At 63.7% G+C, this 17,881-nt stretch carries 17 protein-coding genes; 7 read left to right on the top strand and 10 right to left on the bottom strand.

The genetic code is table 11. The features are described 5' to 3' along the window. Positions 1–17: 17 nt before the first annotated feature. Positions 18–1,013, bottom strand: a complete 996-nt coding sequence (locus ACNI3R_RS16485) for an NAD(P)H-dependent flavin oxidoreductase (protein ID WP_426185314.1) — start codon at positions 1,011–1,013, stop codon at positions 18–20. Positions 1,014–1,273: 260 nt separating this feature from the next. Between ACNI3R_RS16485 and ACNI3R_RS16480 the strand changes: the two genes are divergently transcribed. Next, positions 1,274–1,639, top strand: a complete 366-nt coding sequence (locus tag ACNI3R_RS16480; RefSeq protein ID WP_426185312.1) for a hypothetical protein — start codon at positions 1,274–1,276, stop codon at positions 1,637–1,639. A gap of 372 nt (positions 1,640–2,011) precedes the next feature. Further along, positions 2,012–3,112 carry an ImmA/IrrE family metallo-endopeptidase gene (locus tag ACNI3R_RS16475; RefSeq protein ID WP_426185310.1) on the top strand — a complete coding sequence of 367 codons (1,101 nt, stop codon included), beginning with the start codon at positions 2,012–2,014 and terminating at the stop codon, positions 3,110–3,112. Between the two features lie 32 nt (positions 3,113–3,144). On the opposite strand, the gene ACNI3R_RS16470 is transcribed toward ACNI3R_RS16475, so the two are convergent. The 3 genes from ACNI3R_RS16470 to ACNI3R_RS16460 all read right to left on the bottom strand — a co-directional run bounded on the left by ACNI3R_RS16470 (position 3,145) and on the right by ACNI3R_RS16460 (position 5,641). Next, positions 3,145–4,071 carry an alpha-glutamyl/putrescinyl thymine pyrophosphorylase clade 3 protein gene (locus tag ACNI3R_RS16470; protein ID WP_426185308.1) on the bottom strand — a complete coding sequence of 309 codons (927 nt, stop codon included), beginning with the start codon at positions 4,069–4,071 and terminating at the stop codon, positions 3,145–3,147. Continuing rightward, positions 4,068–5,057 (bottom strand): thymidylate synthase, encoded by a 990-nt coding sequence (locus tag ACNI3R_RS16465; protein WP_426185306.1) that lies wholly within the window; start codon positions 5,055–5,057, stop codon positions 4,068–4,070. The genes ACNI3R_RS16470 and ACNI3R_RS16465 overlap by 4 nt, the downstream gene beginning before the upstream one ends. Before the next feature lie 119 nt (positions 5,058–5,176). Next, the gene (locus ACNI3R_RS16460; protein WP_426185304.1) at positions 5,177–5,641 is read right to left on the bottom strand and encodes a MarR family winged helix-turn-helix transcriptional regulator; all 465 of its coding nucleotides are present in this window, start codon (positions 5,639–5,641) and stop codon (positions 5,177–5,179) included. Positions 5,642–5,726: 85 nt separating this feature from the next. Between ACNI3R_RS16460 and ACNI3R_RS16455 the strand changes: the two genes are divergently transcribed. From ACNI3R_RS16455 to ACNI3R_RS16435, 5 genes are read left to right on the top strand one after another with little or no spacing between them, the layout of a single operon-like run. Continuing rightward, positions 5,727–6,509: a cyclase family protein gene (locus ACNI3R_RS16455; RefSeq protein WP_426185302.1), complete on the top strand. Its 783-nt coding sequence runs from the start codon at positions 5,727–5,729 to the stop codon at positions 6,507–6,509. Positions 6,510–6,524: 15 nt separating this feature from the next. Further along, positions 6,525–8,651 carry a thiamine pyrophosphate-dependent enzyme gene (locus tag ACNI3R_RS16450; protein ID WP_426185300.1) on the top strand — a complete coding sequence of 709 codons (2,127 nt, stop codon included), beginning with the start codon at positions 6,525–6,527 and terminating at the stop codon, positions 8,649–8,651. Beyond that, complete coding sequence (locus tag ACNI3R_RS16445; protein ID WP_426185298.1) at positions 8,651–10,135, top strand: indolepyruvate oxidoreductase subunit beta family protein; 1,485 nt, start codon at positions 8,651–8,653, stop codon at positions 10,133–10,135. The genes ACNI3R_RS16450 and ACNI3R_RS16445 overlap by 1 nt, the downstream gene beginning before the upstream one ends. A 57-nt stretch (positions 10,136–10,192) precedes the next feature. Beyond that, complete coding sequence (locus ACNI3R_RS16440) at positions 10,193–10,552, top strand: type II toxin-antitoxin system RelE/ParE family toxin (RefSeq protein WP_426185296.1); 360 nt, start codon at positions 10,193–10,195, stop codon at positions 10,550–10,552. After that, positions 10,549–10,881, top strand: coding sequence for an XRE family transcriptional regulator (locus ACNI3R_RS16435; RefSeq protein ID WP_426185294.1), 333 nt, complete (start codon positions 10,549–10,551; stop codon positions 10,879–10,881). The genes ACNI3R_RS16440 and ACNI3R_RS16435 overlap by 4 nt, the downstream gene beginning before the upstream one ends. Before the next feature lie 208 nt (positions 10,882–11,089). Here ACNI3R_RS16435 and ACNI3R_RS16430 read toward each other — a convergent pair whose 3' ends face one another. The 6 genes from ACNI3R_RS16430 to ACNI3R_RS16405 all read right to left on the bottom strand — a co-directional run bounded on the left by ACNI3R_RS16430 (position 11,090) and on the right by ACNI3R_RS16405 (position 17,805). Further along, a complete protein-coding gene (locus ACNI3R_RS16430) occupies positions 11,090–12,274 on the bottom strand; it encodes an acyl-CoA dehydrogenase (RefSeq protein ID WP_426185292.1) in 1,185 nt (394 codons plus the stop codon). A 65-nt stretch (positions 12,275–12,339) separates the two neighbouring features. Continuing rightward, the gene (locus ACNI3R_RS16425; protein WP_426185290.1) at positions 12,340–12,732 is read right to left on the bottom strand and encodes a RidA family protein; all 393 of its coding nucleotides are present in this window, start codon (positions 12,730–12,732) and stop codon (positions 12,340–12,342) included. Then, positions 12,729–13,910: an acyl-CoA dehydrogenase family protein gene (locus ACNI3R_RS16420; RefSeq protein WP_426185288.1), complete on the bottom strand. Its 1,182-nt coding sequence runs from the start codon at positions 13,908–13,910 to the stop codon at positions 12,729–12,731. Before ACNI3R_RS16420 ends, ACNI3R_RS16425 begins: the two co-directional genes overlap by 4 nt. 1 nt (position 13,911) lies before the next feature. Beyond that, positions 13,912–14,724: an enoyl-CoA hydratase family protein gene (locus ACNI3R_RS16415; RefSeq protein WP_426185286.1), complete on the bottom strand. Its 813-nt coding sequence runs from the start codon at positions 14,722–14,724 to the stop codon at positions 13,912–13,914. Positions 14,725–14,734: 10 nt separating this feature from the next. Further along, positions 14,735–15,493: an SDR family NAD(P)-dependent oxidoreductase gene (locus tag ACNI3R_RS16410; protein WP_426185284.1), complete on the bottom strand. Its 759-nt coding sequence runs from the start codon at positions 15,491–15,493 to the stop codon at positions 14,735–14,737. Next, positions 15,490–17,805, bottom strand: coding sequence for a bifunctional salicylyl-CoA 5-hydroxylase/oxidoreductase (locus ACNI3R_RS16405; RefSeq protein ID WP_426185282.1), 2,316 nt, complete (start codon positions 17,803–17,805; stop codon positions 15,490–15,492). The genes ACNI3R_RS16410 and ACNI3R_RS16405 overlap by 4 nt, the downstream gene beginning before the upstream one ends. Positions 17,806–17,881 lie beyond the last annotated feature (76 nt).

The raw sequence follows: 17,881 nt of genomic DNA, 5'->3' as shown, positions 1-17,881 counted from the left end.
CCCTAAAGCGCCTGTCGTCACGCTCCGGAGAAGTCCTGCCAACTGGCCTTGGTGCGCAGGGCGGCGATCGCTTCGCCATAATCACGCTCCAGCGTCGCCACGCGGTCGGCGACGCTTTCGACCGCCTTGACCGCGCCGACGCCCTGCCCCGATCCCCAGATGTCGCGCCACGCCTTCGCATCGGCGCCGGAGGCCGATCCGAAGTCCATCGCGCTCGGGTCGCGCTCGGGCAGGGCATCGGGGTCCATCCCCGCCGCCACGATCGACGAGCGCAGATAATTGCCGTGCACGCCGGTGAAATAGCTCGAATAGACGATGTCCGACGCCCCCGCCTCGACGATCGCCTGCTTATAGCCGTCGACCGCATTGGCCTCCGTCGTCGCGATCCAGGGCGAGCCGATATAGGCGAAGTCCGCCCCCAGCGCCTGCGCCGCCAGGATCGACCGGCCGGTGGCGATCGCCCCCGACAGGGCGACGAGCCCGTCGAACCAGGCGCGCACCTCCTGCACCAGCGCGAAGGGCGACAGCGTCCCCGCATGCCCGCCCGCGCCCGCCGCGACGAGGATCAGCCCGTCGGCCCCGCGCTCGACCGCCTTGCGCGCGAAGCGGTCGTTGATGACGTCGTGCAGCACGATCCCGCCCCAGCCATGCACCCCCGCATTGACGTCCTCGCGCACGCCGAGCGAGGTGATCACCAGCGGCACCTTCCACTTGGCGCAGACCTGCAGATCATGCTCCAGCCGGTCGTTCGAGCGATGGACGATCTGGTTGACCGCGAACGGCGCAGCCGGCCGCTCGGGATGGTCGCGATCATGCGCCGCCAGTTCCTCGGTGATCCGGTGCAGCCACTCGTCGAGCTGACTCGCCGGCCGCGCATTGAGCGCCGGAAAACTCCCGACGATCCCCGCCTTGCACTGCGCGATGACCAGCTCGGGCCCGGACACGATGAACATCGGCGAGCCGATGACCGGCAGACGCAGCGTGTCGAAGATCGGATATCGGGAGGCAGGCATGACTCACTTTCCGCATGGGGCAAGGGATTTACGGTAATGCCATGGGGGAAGATGGGGTGGATGCCAAGGGGGGGGCATCGGTATTCGGCGAGGTCAACCAGTCTGGGACTACTCAATTGATCCTGTCGGCATGGGTGTTGATAATCAGGTTGGCTGCATGAATCAGAATGGCCTGATTGGGCTTATCATTGAGTAGCTTTATATTACCCTTGTATTGATTTCATTTCGCCATTTATGAGAAGGACACAAGAGGAGGCCGCTTGGGCATCACTTCATTCCAAGAGCGGGTCGAGAGCTGGTTGAAGGCCTGTTTTCCGATAGCCGTCTGGTCTAATCGCGCTGAACGAACGCATCGATTTGTTGAAGAGGCGCTGGAGTTGGCGCAGGCCAACGGCTGCTCGCGTGAAGATGCTCTGGCGCTGGTCGATTATGTTTACGCCCGTCCGGTCGGTAAGCCAGATTTAGAGGTGGGTGGCGTTATGGTCACGCTGGCCGCACTATGCAGCGCTTCCCGGATCAACATGGACGACGCAGGCGACGCGGAACTAAAGCGCAACTGGGATCGCATTGATACGATCCGCGCGAAGCAGGCCGCCAAGCCCCACGGTTCCCCGCTGCCGCAGTGATGATACGAGCAACGATCTTGCCGGCACATCGGCCATCTCGTGAATTAAGCGAGGCGCCGTGCTAAACGTCTCTTATGGCAGCAAGAATCTAAAGGCTCTCTGCACGAGGATAGAGGAGGCTCAGGCTCAGTTCGGACCGGGGGCAGCCGCAGAGTTGCACGAGCTACTAGCCGAAGCGGAGTCCTTCTTCACCGCCGACGAACTGATCCAGTTTCGGGACGGTGAAATTTCAGGAAGGGATTCCCTTTCCTTCTCATTCGGTACACACTACCGAGCAGCGTTCATTGCGGTGGGCAAAAATCTACCACGCTCGGCAGATGGTAGTGTGGCCTGGGAGCAAGTTCGTAGAATTATGCTGATCGAGATCCGGTGATGGCGATTGTCGAAGTTCAGCTTCAAGAAAAAGACTGGTTCTCCAGACCCGGCGACAGCGTGCTGTCAGCGATGCGTCGACGTGGCGTATCCGCTTCGACGCTCGCCGGGCGCCTGGCCGGAGGGATGCCCCAGCTGCGCGACCTGACTAGTGGGTTCGGCATCATCGACGATGACACTGCGGACGCGCTTTCCGCCCTGCTCGGTGGATCAACCACCTTCTGGAAGAACCGGCAGGCGAGATATCAAGAAGCTTTGGTTCGAGCAGTTAGTCAATTATCCCCCGAGGATGCTGAGGCTTGGTTGGACCGTATTCCGGCTCCTGGCAGCAAGGGTCGAATCGCGGCTAAGGCGCGTTCGGCCGAACTGCAGCGACGTTTGGCCTACTTCGGCGTCAGTACTCTGAAGTCTTGGGACGCACGCTACGGCCCCCACCAACGCCAAGCGAGGTTCCGTCGATCGCTGGCGTTCACGCAGCACGATGGCGCAACGTCGATGTGGCTGCGGGAAGGCGAGCTCGACGCGAATCTTCGGGAGACGGCTACTTGGTCAAGAGATGCGCTCCAGGCCCGTCTTAATGATATCAGGGCATTGTCGAAGATCAGCAAGCCTAGCCGGTTCATGCCAGCCCTCGTTAAAGTGATGGCAGATGCCGGCGTCGCGCTTGTGGTGGTACGGGCTCCAAAGGGCTGTCGTGCCAGTGGCGCAAGCCGCATGATCTCGCCCGACAAGGCGATGATTCTTATGAGCTTCAGGCATCGGGCAGACGACCATTTCTGGTTCACGCTTTTTCACGAGATTGGCCATCTTCTTCTACATGAAGCATCGTCGTTTGTGGATTCCGAAGGCACGGATGGCGATGATCCCTACGAGGAGGAAGCAAACGACTTCGCCGCCTCCATGATCGTGCCAAAAGAACGCGAAGCCGAACTGATGAGTTTGAGGCCGCACGAGGAATCCATTCGGAGGTTCGCCGTTTCTCTGGGCGTAGCGCCGGGCCTCGTCCTTGGCCAACTGCAGCATCGCGGAATCGTTGCTCCCGGCGCCTTGCATAGGCTCCGCCGTAACTGGACTTGGGATCAGATCCTAGAAGCGATCTGATCCGGCCTTCGCATATTGAGGGGCCAAGAGCGTTATCCCTTGAAGTGCTCGAAAACGGTCGGCTTTTTTTGCCAGTTACATATCGAATCCTCTAGTACCTCCATGCCCACTTGCAGCGTGGCATCAAGCTCGTCTAGCCATTCCTGAAGCCGTGATGGGCCGACGCCGGAATTGGAATTCCCAGCAAACAGGAGGCGCATTCCGGCCTTCGGACCGGTCGCCAGTTCTAGATAGGCCGAGCCAGCTTTGGCCGGCGCAAAACCATAGCGTGACAGCATCGCCGCCCAATCAAATCTACCAAGGCGTCCGTAACCCTTGACCGGTAGAGCCTTATAAAAGGCGTCGAATATAATATGCGGATCATTTCCAGCGTTTAGGACAATTTGGGAGAAGAGCGCCTGATGTCCCCCGGCGGCATTAACCCAGTGTACATATGTAACTACCGCTGGACCCATCGCACGCTGCTTGCCAGGCTCCAGGCTCTCATACTTCCGATGGTTGCCAAATTTACCGCCGATCAACCGCCAGTTGGCGGCCAGCCATTGTTCGAACGCGGCCGGATTGGCACTTACGGTTGCCCAGTCCCAGCGCCCTCGCCCGAGCATGCCGTAGATATCCCTTAGCCTCCGCCATCCGCTATCACCCGGCTTTGCGAGGTGGACCATCAGGAAGACTAGCCAAGCGGCTTCATCATAGGCGTTCTGCTGTAGAAAATGTACGACACCCAGTTCTGCTTCGAAGCAGCTGAGGTGGGGATCAGCGCGATCTGCGCTGATTGGCCCTCGCCGCCGGATCACCTCAAAATACTCCTCCCGCCGAAGGCTGGCTACGATTTGCATTGCAAGCGTGTCACGCGCAACCGGATCGGCGATGCCGGGCAAAGTGCGCACAGTCTGGTGGTGAGCGAGAAGTTGGGCGGATATCTGCTGCTTGCGCGGCTGGCGAGCGGGCCACTTCATCGACCGTTCACCTGTTGTACCTTGCCAGCTTTGCAAACCTGCTCAGCGACACGGTCGCGCTGATCTTCAATTGCGGAATGATATATGTTGTCGTGCATTCTTGCAGAGATTTCCTTGATGGTACCGTCATCCTCGCCGGCGAAGCTTATCTGCACAAGCCTCCCGAGATCGGACCAGTACGGATCAATCAGCGTAGCATCTGCGTCGACGGTTTCTCCAGCCCATACTTGCCGATCGAATGCGAGCAGTTGCTCAATCTTCCGAAAAGGATCTGCTCGTGGCATGGCAGGCATCTCTGCGGCACGTTGATAGCCTTCCTGCCTATACCGTTCCGCCTTATCTCTGTCCCAGTCGTACAAATGCATGCTGCCGACCATGTGGATATATTCGCCAAGCTCCAGATTAAGCTCGGCTGCAACAAGTTCCTGCAACATTGTAAAGCAGAAGACATCGTGCGGGAGGCCGAGGTAGGCGTCGTTAGATCGCATATTCACCGACAAGTGAAGGATGCAACCTCGGCGATGAAACTGCATCGTTGTGGTACAGGGAATGTCAACCTTATCAGCCGCAAGAAGGTCATTCGCCTCGAACAGCTGAATGACTGCTCGCCGACTACCATCTTTTCGCCGCAGAATTTCGATCACCTGCTCGAGCTGGTCGAAACCGTGCCGCGACCTGATTCTAGGCCCATATGCGCCGTTAACGATGGGCGGCTTTCCCTCCTTGATGTAGAAGGGAATGTAACGACCAACAAAGTCTGCCCTGTCTGATCCAGAGAGGTACCAAAGCAGCTCGCCTAGAGCGCTAAATGGTCGAGCCCGAGTTTGGGACCGGCTAATCCGAGCACGAGGCTTGGCGATACGCAACGTAACACCGAGAAACTCAACCGACCCCCCAGTCGTGCTCGTGTTGGGAACACCCTCTTTTAGGAGGCATTCGTACAATTCATTGAGAACATCATCGAGCCCATCGCCAAGAAATTCCACTTCCTCCTCCCCCGAAAAGCAGAACATATTACCGATATCAGATATCTGTTTGCACCACACAGCGTTGCTAGCAATCTATCCCCAGCGACAGAACTGCAAAACTGGAACTGACGCCCCCCCTACTCCAAATTCTCATACAACCGATTCAACAACGTCAGCATCCGCGAAAAATCCGCCGCGCTGAAGCCCTTCGTCACCCGATCGTAGATCGGCGCCGTCACGCCGCGCGCGGCGGCAAGCTTCTCGCGGCCGAGGGCGGTCAGCAGCAATTCGGTGATCCGGCCGTCCTGCGCGCTAGGCTGGGTTTCGACGAGGCCGGCCTTCGCCATGCGCTCGACGATGCGCATCATCGTCGACAGGTTGATCACCGCCGATCGGGCGACCTGGCCGATGGCGAGGGGGGATTGTTCGCCGAGGATCATCAGCACGCGCCAGGTGGGGATGTCGATTCCCAGCCCGCGCAGCTCCGCCTCGATCACGACATTGTAGCGGCTGACCGCGCGGTTCAGCAGATAGAAGGGATAGGCATCGACGCGGAAGTCTTCCGACCCCGGATTTCCCAGCGGACGCAGGTCCTTAGCCACGCTTGTCTTCCCATCCGGATTTTACTTGCATCTGCAAGTTTTTCGAGTCAGCTTGATGACTGCTCATTGCTTGGGAGGAAGCACGATGTCCAGCACGCAGACGCTCATGGATTTCGCTACGGCGATCAGTCAGAACCAGATCAGGGTCGTCGACATCACGCAGACGCTGTCGGAAGACACGCCGGTCCTCGTCCTGCCCCCCGAATTCGGCCAGTGCGCGCCCTTCTCGCGCGAGGAAATCTCGCGCTATGACGAACGCGGCGTCGCCTGGTACTGGAGCAACTTCACCGTCGGCGAGCATACCGGCACCCATTTCGACGCGCCGGTCCACTGGGTCTCGGGCGCCGAGCTCGAAGACAATACGGTCGACAAGATCCCGGCGCAGAAGCTGATCGCGCCCGCGGTGGTGATCGACTGTTCGGCCGAAGCCGCCGCCGACGCCGATTTCCTGCTGAAGGTCGAGCATATCGAGGCGTGGGAAGCGCAGCATGGCACGATCCCGGCGGGCTGCTGGGTGCTGTTCCGCACCGACTGGTCGAAGCGCGACGTCGACGCCTATACCAACCGCCGCGAGGATGGCGCCCACACGCCGGGGCCGAGCACCGAGGCGGTCCGCTTCCTGATCGAGGAGCGCAGGATCCTGGGCTTCGGGGTCGAGACGATCGGCACCGATGCCGGCCAGGCGCATCTGCTCGAGCCGCCCTATCCCGCCCACACGCTGCTCCACGCCGCCGGCCTCTATGGCCTGCAGTGCCTGCAGAATCTGGACCAGCTGCCGCCGACCGGTTCGGTCGTCGTCGCACCGCCGCTGAAGATCCGCGACGGTTCGGGCAGCCCGCTGCGCGTGCTCGCGCTCGTCGCGGCCTGATCGGGGAGCAGGGGCATGGCGGAGCGGTCGTTCAAGGCGGAGGTCAGGAAGCTGGAAGCCGGCGCCGGCGAGGAGTTCGTCGGCGAAGGCATCCTGGCGGTCACCAAGGCGCTGCTCCAGTCGGGCGTCGCCTATGTCGGGGGCTATCAGGGGTCGCCGATCAGCCATCTGATGGACGTGTTCGCCGACGCGAACGACCTGCTCGAAAGCCTGGGCGTGCATTTCGAGGCGAGCGCCAGCGAGGCGACCGCCGCCGCGATGCTCGCCGCCTCGGTCAACTATCCGCTGCGTGGCGCGGTCGCGTGGAAATCGGTCGTCGGCACCAACGTCGCATCGGACGCGCTCTCCAACGTCGCCTCGGGCGGGGTGAAGGGCGGCGCGCTGATCATCGTCGGCGAGGATTATGGCGAAGGCTCCTCGATCATGCAGGAGCGCACCCACGCCTTCGCGATGAAGTCGCAGATGTGGTTGCTCGATCCGCGCCCCAACCTGCCCAGCATCGTCAATTCGGTCGAACAGGCCTTCCAGCTGTCCGAGGCGTCGAACACGCCGGTGATGCTCGAACTGCGCGTTCGTTCCTGCCACATGACGGGCAGCTTCATCGCCAAGGACAATGTCCGGCCGGCGATGACGGTCGACCAGGCCGCCGCCTCGCCGGTGCGCGACACCAACCGCATCGTGCTGCCGCCCGCCAATTTCCTCCACGAGGTCGAGAAGGTCGAGCAGCGCTGGCCCGCCGGCATCGCCTTCGTGCGCGACAACAAGCTCAACGAATGGTTCGGCCCGGCGCAGGACGATATCGGCATCATCGTCCAGGGCGGCCTGTACAACAATCTCAACCGGGCGATGGAACTGCTGGGGCTGGCCGATGCGTTCGGCGCGGCGCAGCTGCCGATCTATTGCCTCAACGTCACCTATCCGCTGATCCCCGAGGAGGTCGCGGCCTTCTGCCAGGGCAAGAAGGCGGTGATGATCATCGAAGAGGGGCAGCCCGAGTTCATCGAGCATGAGCTGAACACGCTCGTCCGCCGCGCCGACCTGCAGACGCGCGTCGTCGGCAAGGACGTGCTGCCGCGCGCAGGCGACTATACCGCGCATGTCGTGCTCGAAGGGCTGCGCAAGTTCCTCGCCGAGTGGAAGCCCGCGCTGTCACTGCCCGAACAGGCGATCGAGCCGCTGCCGGCACCGGTCGCATCGCAGATCCCGGCGCGCCCGGCCGGCTTCTGCACCGGCTGTCCGGAGCGCCCCGTCTTCACCTCGATGAAGCTGATCGAGCGTGAACTCGGCCCCGCGCATGTCTCGGCCGATATCGGCTGCCACCTCTTCTCGATCCTGCCGCCGTTCAACATCGGCAACACGACGATGGGCTATGGCCTGGGCACCGCCGGCGCCTCGGCGTTCAAACCGAAGGACAAGCGCGCGATCGCGGTGATGGGCGATGGCGGCTTCTGGCACAACGGCCTGACCTCGGGCGTCGGCAATGCGGTGTTCAACAAGGACGACACCGTCACGCTGATCATCGACAATGGCTATTCGGCGGCCACGGGTGGCCAGGACATCCTGTCCTCTCGCGCCGACAACAAGGAGCGCGCGACGCGCCACCCGATCGAGCGCGCGGTGCGCGGCATCGGCGCGAAATGGGTGCGGACGATCGACCGCACCTATGACCTGAAGAAGATGACCGCCGCGCTGCGCGAGGCGCTGACCAGCCCCGAAAAGGGCCCGAAGATCATCGTCGCCCAGTCCGAATGCATGCTCAACAAGCAGCGGCGCGAAAAGCCCGCAGTGCGCAAGGCGATCAAGGAGGGCAAGCGCGTCGTGCGCGAGCGCTTCGGGGTCGATTCCGACACCTGCACCGGCGATCACAGCTGCGTCCGCCTGTCGGGCTGCCCGTCGCTGACGATCAAGCCCAACCCCGATCCGCTGCGGCGCGATCCGGTGGCGCATGTGGAGAACAGCTGTGTCGGCTGCGGCCTGTGCGGCGAGGTCAGCCATGCTGCCGTGCTGTGCCCCAGCTTCTACCGGGCGAGCATCGTCTCCAACCCGACCGGCTGGGAACGCTTCCGCAAGCGGATCGGCGACGCCGTGATCGGCTTCCTGCAACAGCGCGACAACCGCGCGCGCGCCGCGAGGGCCTTCTGATGAACGCTGTTACCCCTGCGGATCGCAACCGCATCTGCATCGCCATCCTCGCCATGGGCGGCCAGGGCGGTGGCGTGCTCGCCGACTGGATCCAGGAAATGGCGCGCCACCATGGCTGGCTGGCGCAGGGCACTTCGGTCCCCGGCGTCGCCCAGCGCACCGGCTCGACCGTCTATTATATCGAGCTGGCCCGGGTCGTGGACGGCCGCCTGCCGATCATGGCGCAGATGCCCGTGCCCGGCGACGTCGACATCGTCATCGCCTCGGAGTTGATGGAAGCGGGCCGCGCCATGCTGCGCAACTTCTCCACCGGCGACCGCACGACGCTGATCACCTCCACCCACCGCGTCTATTCGATCGCCGAAAAGTCGGCGATGGGCGACGGGCGCGGCAACAGCGACAAGATCATCGAGGCGGCCGGCCGCCGCGCCAGGCGCTTCATCGGCTTCGACATGGAAGCCGCGACCGAGCGTTCGGGCAGCGTGATCAGCGCGGTCATGTTCGGCGCGCTGGCCGGCAGTGGCACCCTGCCCTTCGGCCGCGACGCCTTCGAGGAGGCGATCCGCCAGAGCGGCATCGCGGTCCCGTCCAACCTCAAGGGCTTCGACGAGGGCCTGCGTGCGGCGCAAGGCGCGGTGACGCTGCCCGAAGCGGTGCAGCATGACGTGCCCGAGCCGACCAGCGATACCGGCCGCCGGCTCGCCGCGCGTCTCCGCGCAGCCCTGCCTGCGGCTGCCCACGCCAATGCGCTCCACGGGGTGCAGCGCCTGATGGACTATCAGGACGCGGCCTATGCCGAACTCTATCTCGACCGGCTGGAGGCGGTCGCGGCGCTCGATGCCGCCCCCTTCCTGCTGACCGAGGAAACCGCGCGACATCTGGCGCTGTGGATGAGCTATGAGGACACGATCCGCGTCGCCGATCTCAAGGTGCGCGAGAGCCGCATGGAGCGCGTTCGCAAGGAGGTTCATGTCGGCGCCGACCAGCTGATGACCGTGACCGAGTTCATGCACCCGCGCCTGCAGGAGGTGTGCGAGACGCTGCCCGAATCGATCGGCGGCAGGATCCTCGCCTCCGACCGGCTGAAGCGCTGGCTCGATCCCTTCTTCCAGAAGGGCCGCCATGTGGAGACGACCCGCGCGCGCTGGTTCGTCGTGCTGTGGCTGCTGTCGCGGATGCGCGGCATGCGCCGACGGACGCTGCGCTACCGCGAGGAGCAGCACCGCATCGAGCAATGGCTCCAGGACATCCGCGAAGCCGCCCCGTCGGACAATGCGCTGGCGGTCGAGATCGCCCGCTGCCAGCGGCTGATCAAGGGCTATAGCGACACCTTCGAACGCGGCCTGCGCAACTATGCCGCGATCCGCGAGCGGCGCCAGGCGCTGCCCCCCTCGGAACGCACGGCCGGCTGGCTCGCCCAGGCCCGCGAAACCGCCCTGGCCGACGAGAAGGGCCAGCATCTGCAGGAATTGCTGGCGGCCTGATCGTCCCGCATACTCGCTCAGCTTGATCAATTATTCCATTCATGGCATATTCCACGAATGGCATGCGAGGTCGAGTATACTGACGAGTTCGGTAGCTGGTGGCGCAGCCTGAGCCAGACCGAACAGGAAGACGTCACCGCCTATGTCACCCTGCTTGAGAATAGGGATGTCCGGCTAGGCCACCCCTACTCGTCAGGCATCCATGGCTCGCGCCACGGTCATATGCGCGAATTGCGAGTGCAGAGCGGCGGGCGGCCCATCAGGGTCTTCTATGCGTTCGATCCCTTGCGCAACGCGATCCTATTGATCGGCGGTGATAAGACGGGAGACGATCGGTTTTACGAGATATTCGTACCCATCGCCGACCGGCTTTACGACGAGCATCTCGAACTGCTCAGGAAGGAAGGTTTGATATGAGCGGCCGAAACAAGTTCAGCGGTCTTCGCGACCAGCTTCCTCCGGAAAGCAAGGCAGCCGTCGCGACCAAGGTAGCCGCATTGACCGAAGCTATGTCGCTTGCGGAGCTTCGCCAGGCGCGCCAGCTGACCCAGGCAATGTTGAGCGAAACGCTTCATGTAGGGCAAGCAGCCGTCGCCAAGATGGAAAAGCGCACCGACATGTATGTCGGCAATTTGCGCCGCTTTATCGAAGCCATGGGCGGCGAACTGGATGTCGTGGCGCGCTTTCCCGAAGGTGCCGTGAAGATCAGCAATTTCTCGGATATCGGCGTACCCGAGCAGCGGTGAACTGGGGACGAGGCGGGCAACGGACGTCGCCGAAAGCATCCCGCGCATCGCAATTGCTGCGCACAAAAAAAGGGGCCCGTCCGGTCGACGGGCCCCTTTTTGCTGCACCGATGCTGCGGGATTTTGGGAAGGGGCCGGCCGCTCCTGCAGCGGTGGCGGGCGGCCCCTTCCCGCCCCTCCCCCGTCGCCGGGGGAAGGGTGGGCCTCGTCAGAAGGCGGCGATATCGGTGATGCCGCGCCCCAGAATCAGGGCGTGGACGTCGTGCGCGCCTTCATAGGTGTTGACCGTCTCCAGGTTCACCATGTGGCGGATGACCTGATATTCCTCGGAGATGCCGTTGCCGCCGTGCATGTCGCGGGCCATGCGCGCGATATCGAGCGCCTTGCCGACATTGTTGCGCTTGACGATCGAGACCATCTCCGGCGCGAAGCGGCCCTCGTCCATCAGGCGGCCGACGCGCAGGCTGGCTTGCAGGCCGAGCGCGATGTCGGTCAGCATGTCGGCGAGCTTCTTCTGGTAGAGCTGGGTCGCGGCGAGCGGGCGGCCGAACTGCTTGCGGTCGAGGCCGTAGGAACGCGCCGCGTGGAAGCAGAACTCCGCCGCGCCGAGCGAGCCCCATGAGATGCCGTAGCGCGCGCGGTTGAGGCAGCCAAAAGGACCCTTCAGCCCCTGCACGTTAGGCAGCAACGCATCTTCGCCCACTTCGACGTCGTCGAGGTTGATCATGCCCGTGATCGAGGCGCGCAGCGAGAATTTGCCTTCTATCTTCGGCGCGGACAGGCCCTTGGCGCCCTTCTCGACGACGAAGCCGCGGATCTGGTCGCCATGCGCTTCGGACTTCGCCCAGATCACGAACACGTCGGCGATCGGCGAGTTGGAGATCCAGGTCTTGTTGCCGTTGAGGCGATAGCCGCCGTCGATCTTGGTGGCGCGGGTGCGCATGCCGCCCGGGTCCGAACCGGCGTCGGGCTCGGTCAGGCCGAAGCAGCCGATCCATTCGCCCGAGGCCAGCTTCGGCAGATAGCGCTGCTTCTGCTCTTCCGAGCCGTAGCTGTAGATCGGGTACATGACGAGGCTCGACTGCACCGACATCATCGATCGGTAGCCGGAATCGACGCGCTCGACCTCGCGCGCAACAAGACCATAAGCGACATAGGAGGCGCCGACGCCGCCATAGGCTTCCGGAATGGTCACGCCGAGCAGGCCCTGCGCACCCATCTCGCGGAAGATTTCCGGGTCGGTATGCTCGCGCGCGAAGGCGTCGATCACGCGCGGCTGAAGGCGATCCTGCGCATAGGCACGCGCGGCATCGCGGATCATCCGCTCGTCATCGGTCAGCTGGTCGTCGAGCAGGAAGGGATCGGACCAGTCGAACCGGCTCATCTGGCTCATGTCATGTTCCTCTTTGCGGGGCCGTCGCGCACCAGACGGTCGGGCCGGAATGTTGAATTCAAAGATCAGTCGGGAATGACGGCAGTCGTCTCGATCTCGATCAGCGCGTCGTCTTCCATAAGGGCGACGACCTGCACGACCGCCATGGTCGGAAAGACCCGGCCCATTATCGCACGGTAGATTTCGCCGATGCGGCGGACCTCGGCGAGATAGGCCTGCTTGTCGGTGACGTACCAGGTCATCCGCACGACATGCTCGGGCTTGGCGCCCGCTTCGGCGAGGAGCGCGACGAGGTTGCGCAGCAGCTGCTCGAACTGGCCGGGCAGGTCCTTCGCGACGAACTTCTCTTCCTCGTTCCAGCCGACCAGGCCGGCGGTGTAGATGGTGCGGCCGCGCGTCTCGATCGCGTTCGCATAGCCCTTCGGGCGCGGCCAGCCGGCCGGTTGCAATGTCTTCACTGTGCCTGTTCCTGCGCTTCGGCGATCGTCGCACGCGCGATCACCACCTTCTGGACTTCGCTCGCGCCTTCATAGATGCGCAGCGCGCGGATCTCGCGATAGAGCCGCTCGACCATTTTGCCGCTGACGACGCCTTCGCCGCCGAACAGCTGGACAGCCTTGTCGATGGTCAGCTGCGCGGTGTCGGTCGCGTAGAGCTTCGCCATCGCCGCCTCGCGCGTGATGCGCGGCTGGCCGCTGTCCTTGGCCCAGGCGGCGCGATAGATCAGCAGCGCACTGGCATCGTTGCCGAGCGCCATGTCGGCGAGCGCCGCCTGCGTCAGCTGCAGGTCCGACAGCGGCGCGCCGAACAGCTTGCGGGTCGTCGCGCGGTTGAGCGCCTCGTCCGTGGCGCGGCACGCGAAGCCGAGCGCGGCGGCGCCCACCGTCGAGCGCAGCATGTCGAGCGTCGCCATCGCCACCATGAAGCCCCGGCCTGGCTCGCCGAGCAGGTGATCGTCGGGGACGAAGCAATTGTCGAAGCGGATCGTCGCCAGCGGATGCGGCGCGATCACGTCGATCGTCTCGGTGACCGAAAAGCCCTCGGTCGCGGTCGGGAAGGCGAAGGCGGAAATGCCGCGCGCGCCCGGCGCCTCGCCGCTGCGTGCGAAGATCGTCAATATGTCGGCGATGCTGCCGTTGGAGATCCAGGTCTTCTCGCCGTTGATGATCCAGCCGCCGTCGACTTTGGTCGCGCTGGTCGCCATCGCCGCGACGTCGGAGCCCGCTTCCTTCTCGGACAGCGCAAAGCCCGCGATCATCTCGCCACGTGCGACCCTGGGCAGATAAGCCGCCTTGACCGCATCGCTACCGAACAGGCCGATTGCGCCGGTGCCGAGCCCCTGCATCGCGAAGGCGAAGTCTGCCAGGCCATGATGATAGCCCAATATCTGCCGGGTCAGGCAGAGGGTGCGGACGTCTACCGGGCTGTTCAGCCCGCCGAAATCGGCCGGGACCGCCGCACGCAAAAAGCCTGCCTCGCCCAGCAGCCGCACGAGCGCGCGGCAGTCGGCATCGACGTCGCCCGTTTCGTGGTGAAGGGCATCGGCATTGCTGCGGCACCAGGCTTCCAGGTCCTGGGCGTAGCTGCGATGGCGATCCTCGAAGAAGGGCCAGGACAGGAAGCTCTGGTCCGCCATCTCAATTGCCCTCGAACACGGGCTTCGACTTGGCGACGAAGGCGTTGTAGGCGCGCTCGAAATCGCGCGTCTGCATGCAGATAGACTGCGCCTGCGCCTCGGCCTCGATCGCCACGTCGAGCGACATCGCCCATTCGATGTTGAGCTGGTTCTTGGTGATGCCGTGCGCGAAGGTCGGCCCCGACGCCAGCATGGCGGCATAGGCCTGCGCTTCGTTCAGCACCTCTTCCGATGCGACGATGCGGTTGTAGAAGCCCCAGCGCTCGCCCTCCTCGGCACCGAGCGAGCGGCCCGAGAAGAGCAGGTCCGACGCGCGGCCCTGGCCGATGATGCGCGGCAATATCGCGCAGGCGCCCATGTCGGCGCCGGCCAGACCAACGCGCGTGAACAGGAAGGCGGTCTTGGTCGCCGGGGTCGCAAAACGGATGTCCGATGCCATCGCCATGATCGCGCCCGCACCCGCGCAGATGCCGTCGATCGCGGCGATCACTGGCTGCGGGCAGGCGCGCATCGCCTTGACCAGATCACCGGTCATGCGGGTGAAGGCGAGAAGCTCCGGCATCTCCATCTTCGTCAGCGGGCCGATGATCTCGTGCACGTCGCCGCCCGAACAGAAATTGCCGCCGGCGCCGGTGACGACCACCGCCTTGACCTCGGTCGCGTAGACGAGGTCGCGGAAGAAATCGCGCAACTCGGCATAGGATTCGAAGGTCAGCGGATTCTTACGCTCCGGCCGGTTCAGCGTGACCGTCGCGACCTTGCCATCGAGCGCATAGGCAAAATGCTTCGGCGCGTAATTTGCCGGATTCAACATCCCATCCTCCTCACATGACTTCTCCGCCGGCGACGACGATCGCCTGCCCCGTGACCGAGCGGGCGAGATCGGACATCAGCCAGTGCACCGCGCCCGCCACCTCGTCGGGCTGGATCAGCCGGCCCTGCGGATTGGTGCCGGTGAAGGTCGTCATCGCCTCGGCCTCGCTGCGGCCCGTCTTGGCGACGATCGTCGCGACGGCGTCGCGAACGATGTCGGTGTCGGCATAGCCCGGGCAGATCGCGTTGACCGTGATCGCCGTGCCCGCCAGCTCGGTCGCCAGCGCGCGCGTCATCCCCAGCAGGGCATGTTTGGTCGCGGTATAGGCGCTGACATAGGCATAGCCCTTGAGCGACGCGGTGCTGGCGATGTTGATGATCCGCCCCGACGGCAGTTCGCGCATCGCCGGCAGGACCGCACGGGTCGCGTTGACCGCACCCATGACGTTGGTCCGCCACAGCGCTTCCCAGATATCGTTGCCGGTTTTCAGGAAGGGTGCGGTCTTCACCGAACCCGCGCAGTTGACGAGCGTATCGACCGATCCGCGTTCCTGCGTGGCGCGTGCGAAGGCGGCGTCGACGGCCCCGGCATCGCCGACGTCGCAGGCGACCGCCAGCAGGTCGGGATGCTCGGCGCGCGCAGCCTCCAGCCGCTCGGCATTCCGGCCCATGATGGTGACGCGGTGGCCGGCGCGGGCGATGTCGAGCGCGATGGCCCGACCGATCCCGCTGCCGCCGCCGGTCACCACGACATGGCGAAATCCGCTCACTTCAGCGGCACCATCTGCGCGGCGCGCTGCGCGTTGAGCTGCGCCTGGAAGAAGCCGCTCTTATACTGGTCGGGCACGGGCGCCTTCTTATACTGCTGGCTCGCGGCGGCGTGCAGCGTCCAGTTCGGGTCCATCTGGTGCGGACGGCCCATCGCGCAGAGGTCGGCGCGGCCGGCAGCAATAATCGAGTTGACGTGGTCGACCTCGTAGATGTTGCCGACCGCCATCGTCCGAACGTCGAGTTCGTTGCGGATCTGGTCGGAGAAGGGCGTCTGGAACATGCGGCCGTAGACCGGCTTCTCCTTCTTGCTGACCTGACCCGAGGACACGTCGACCAGGTCGACGCCGGCTTCCTTGAACGCCCGGCTGATCTCTACCGCCTCGTCCGGGGTGATGCCACCCTCGACCCAGTCATGCGCCGAGATGCGCACCGACATCGGCTTGTCGGCCGGCCAGACGGCGCGCATCGCGTGGAATATCTCGAGCGGATAGCGCAGGCGGTTTTCCAGGCTGCCGCCATAGTCGTCGGTGCGCTTGTTCTGGGTCGGGCTGATGAAACCGGACAGCAGATAGCCATGGGCGCAGTGCAGCTCGACCATGTCGAAGCCGGCGTCGAGCGCGCGGCGCGTCGCATTGACGAAATCGTCGCGGATCGCGTCCATGCCCTCGCGGGTGAGCGGCACGGGGACCTGATTGTCGGGGCTGTAGGGCACGTCGGACGGCGCCACGACCTGCCAGTTGCCTTCCTCCAGCGGCTTGTCGATGCCCTGCCAGGCGAGACGGGTCGAGCCCTTCGAGCCGCTATGGCCGAGCTGGACGCAGATCTTGGCGCCCGGCACGCTGTGCACGAAGTCGGTCAGACGCTTCCAGGCGGCGGTCTGTTCGTCGTTCCACAGTCCGGTGCAGCCCGGCGTGATCCGCGCCTCGGGCGAGATGCAGGTCATCTCGGTGAGGATCAGCCCGGCCCCGCCCAGCGCACGCGCGCCATAGTGGACGAGGTGGAAGTCGTTGGGGACGCCGTCGGTCGCCGAATACATCGCCATCGGCGACATCACGATGCGGTTGCGCAGCTCCATGTCGCGCAGGCGGAAGGGCAGGAACATAGGCGGGACGGGCTCATTCACGACCTCGCCGAACGCCTTGGTGGCAAGTTCGCGCTCGAGCTGGGCGAGCCAGGCCGGATCGCGCAGGCGCAGATTCTCGTGGCTCACCCGCTGGCTGCGGGTCAGCAGCGTGTAGGTGAACTGCATCGGATCCATCTTCAGATAGCGGTCGAGATGCTCGAACCATTCGGTCGAGTTGCGCGCGGCATTCTGGATCTTGAGCACCTCGAGATGGCGCTCCTCGCGATATTCGTCGAGCGCGGCGGCGACGCCTTCCTTACTCTTGAAATCGGGGCGGCTGACGACGTCGGCCAGCTTGATCGCATCCTCGAGCGCAAGCTTGGTGCCCGAGCCGATCGAGAAATGCGCGGTGTGGGCAGCGTCGCCGAGCAGGATGATGTTCTTGTAGCTCCACTTGCCGCAGATCAGACGCGGGAAGTTGATCCAGGCCGAGCCGCGAATGTGGCTCGCATTGGTCATCAGCTCATGGCCACCAAGATGATCCGCGAAGATTTCCTCGCAGAAGCGGCAGCTTTCTTCCTGGGTCATCCGGTCGAAGCCGACCTTCTCGTAGACCTCGGGCGTAGTCTCGACGATGAAGGTCGCCGTGTCCTTGTCGAACTGATAGGCGTGGGCCCAGATCCAGCCATATTCGGTGTTCACGAAGATGAAGTTGAACGCATCGAAGCGCTGGTGCGTGCCGAGCCAGACGAACTTGTTGCGCTTGACGTCGATGTCGACGTCGAAATGCTCCTCATAGGCGCGGCGCAGCTTGCTGTTGACGCCGTCAGACGCGATCACGAGGTCGTAGCTCGACAGGAAATCCTCGTTCGGATCGACATCGACCTCGAACTCCAGCTTCACGCCCAGCTCGCGCGCCCGGTCCTGCAGGATGTTGAGCAGGCGCTTGCGACCGATGCCGATGAAGCCATGGCCGGTCGAGCTGTTCTTCACCTTCTTGTCGCCGTCGACGACGTGCACGTCGATGTCGTCCCAATGGGCGAGCTCGTCGATCATCGTCCTGGCGCTGATCGGGTCGTTGCCGTTCAGATGCTCCATCGTCTGGTCGGAGAAGACCACGCCCCAGCCGAAGGTGTCGCCGGGCCGGTTGCGCTCGAACACGGTGATGTCGTGCGACGGATCGCGCAGCATCATCGAGATGGCGAAATAGAGACCGGCCGGGCCACCGCCCACGCATGCAATCTTCATCGGGGAGTCTCCGAAATCATTTTATGTCTAAAACATATCCGAGCCCGGAGATATTTCAAGCGTAAAGTAAATGATC

Origin of the sequence: Rhizorhabdus antheiae (assembly GCF_049889055.1) — a bacterium.
GTDB lineage: Bacteria > Pseudomonadota > Alphaproteobacteria > Sphingomonadales > Sphingomonadaceae > Rhizorhabdus.
This window is presented reverse-complemented; position numbering and strand designations above follow the sequence as displayed.

Bases quoted from the DNA above. Each gene is read 5' to 3' on its own strand.
- ACNI3R_RS16485 (WP_426185314.1), bottom strand. From the start codon at position 1,013: ATGCCTGCCTCCCGATATCCGATCTTCGACACGCTGCGTCTGCCGGTC.
- ACNI3R_RS16475 (WP_426185310.1), top strand. From the start codon at position 2,012: ATGGCGATTGTCGAAGTTCAGCTTCAAGAAAAAGACTGGTTCTCCAGA.
- ACNI3R_RS16470 (WP_426185308.1), bottom strand. From the start codon at position 4,071: ATGAAGTGGCCCGCTCGCCAGCCGCGCAAGCAGCAGATATCCGCCCAA.
- ACNI3R_RS16455 (WP_426185302.1), top strand. From the start codon at position 5,727: ATGTCCAGCACGCAGACGCTCATGGATTTCGCTACGGCGATCAGTCAG.
- ACNI3R_RS16450 (WP_426185300.1), top strand. From the start codon at position 6,525: ATGGCGGAGCGGTCGTTCAAGGCGGAGGTCAGGAAGCTGGAAGCCGGC.
- ACNI3R_RS16445 (WP_426185298.1), top strand. From the start codon at position 8,651: ATGAACGCTGTTACCCCTGCGGATCGCAACCGCATCTGCATCGCCATC.
- ACNI3R_RS16440 (WP_426185296.1), top strand. From the start codon at position 10,193: ATGGCATGCGAGGTCGAGTATACTGACGAGTTCGGTAGCTGGTGGCGC.
- ACNI3R_RS16435 (WP_426185294.1), top strand. From the start codon at position 10,549: ATGAGCGGCCGAAACAAGTTCAGCGGTCTTCGCGACCAGCTTCCTCCG.
- ACNI3R_RS16430 (WP_426185292.1), bottom strand. From the start codon at position 12,274: ATGAGCCAGATGAGCCGGTTCGACTGGTCCGATCCCTTCCTGCTCGAC.
- ACNI3R_RS16420 (WP_426185288.1), bottom strand. From the start codon at position 13,910: ATGGCGGACCAGAGCTTCCTGTCCTGGCCCTTCTTCGAGGATCGCCAT.
- ACNI3R_RS16415 (WP_426185286.1), bottom strand. From the start codon at position 14,724: ATGTTGAATCCGGCAAATTACGCGCCGAAGCATTTTGCCTATGCGCTC.
- ACNI3R_RS16405 (WP_426185282.1), bottom strand. From the start codon at position 17,805: ATGAAGATTGCATGCGTGGGCGGTGGCCCGGCCGGTCTCTATTTCGCC.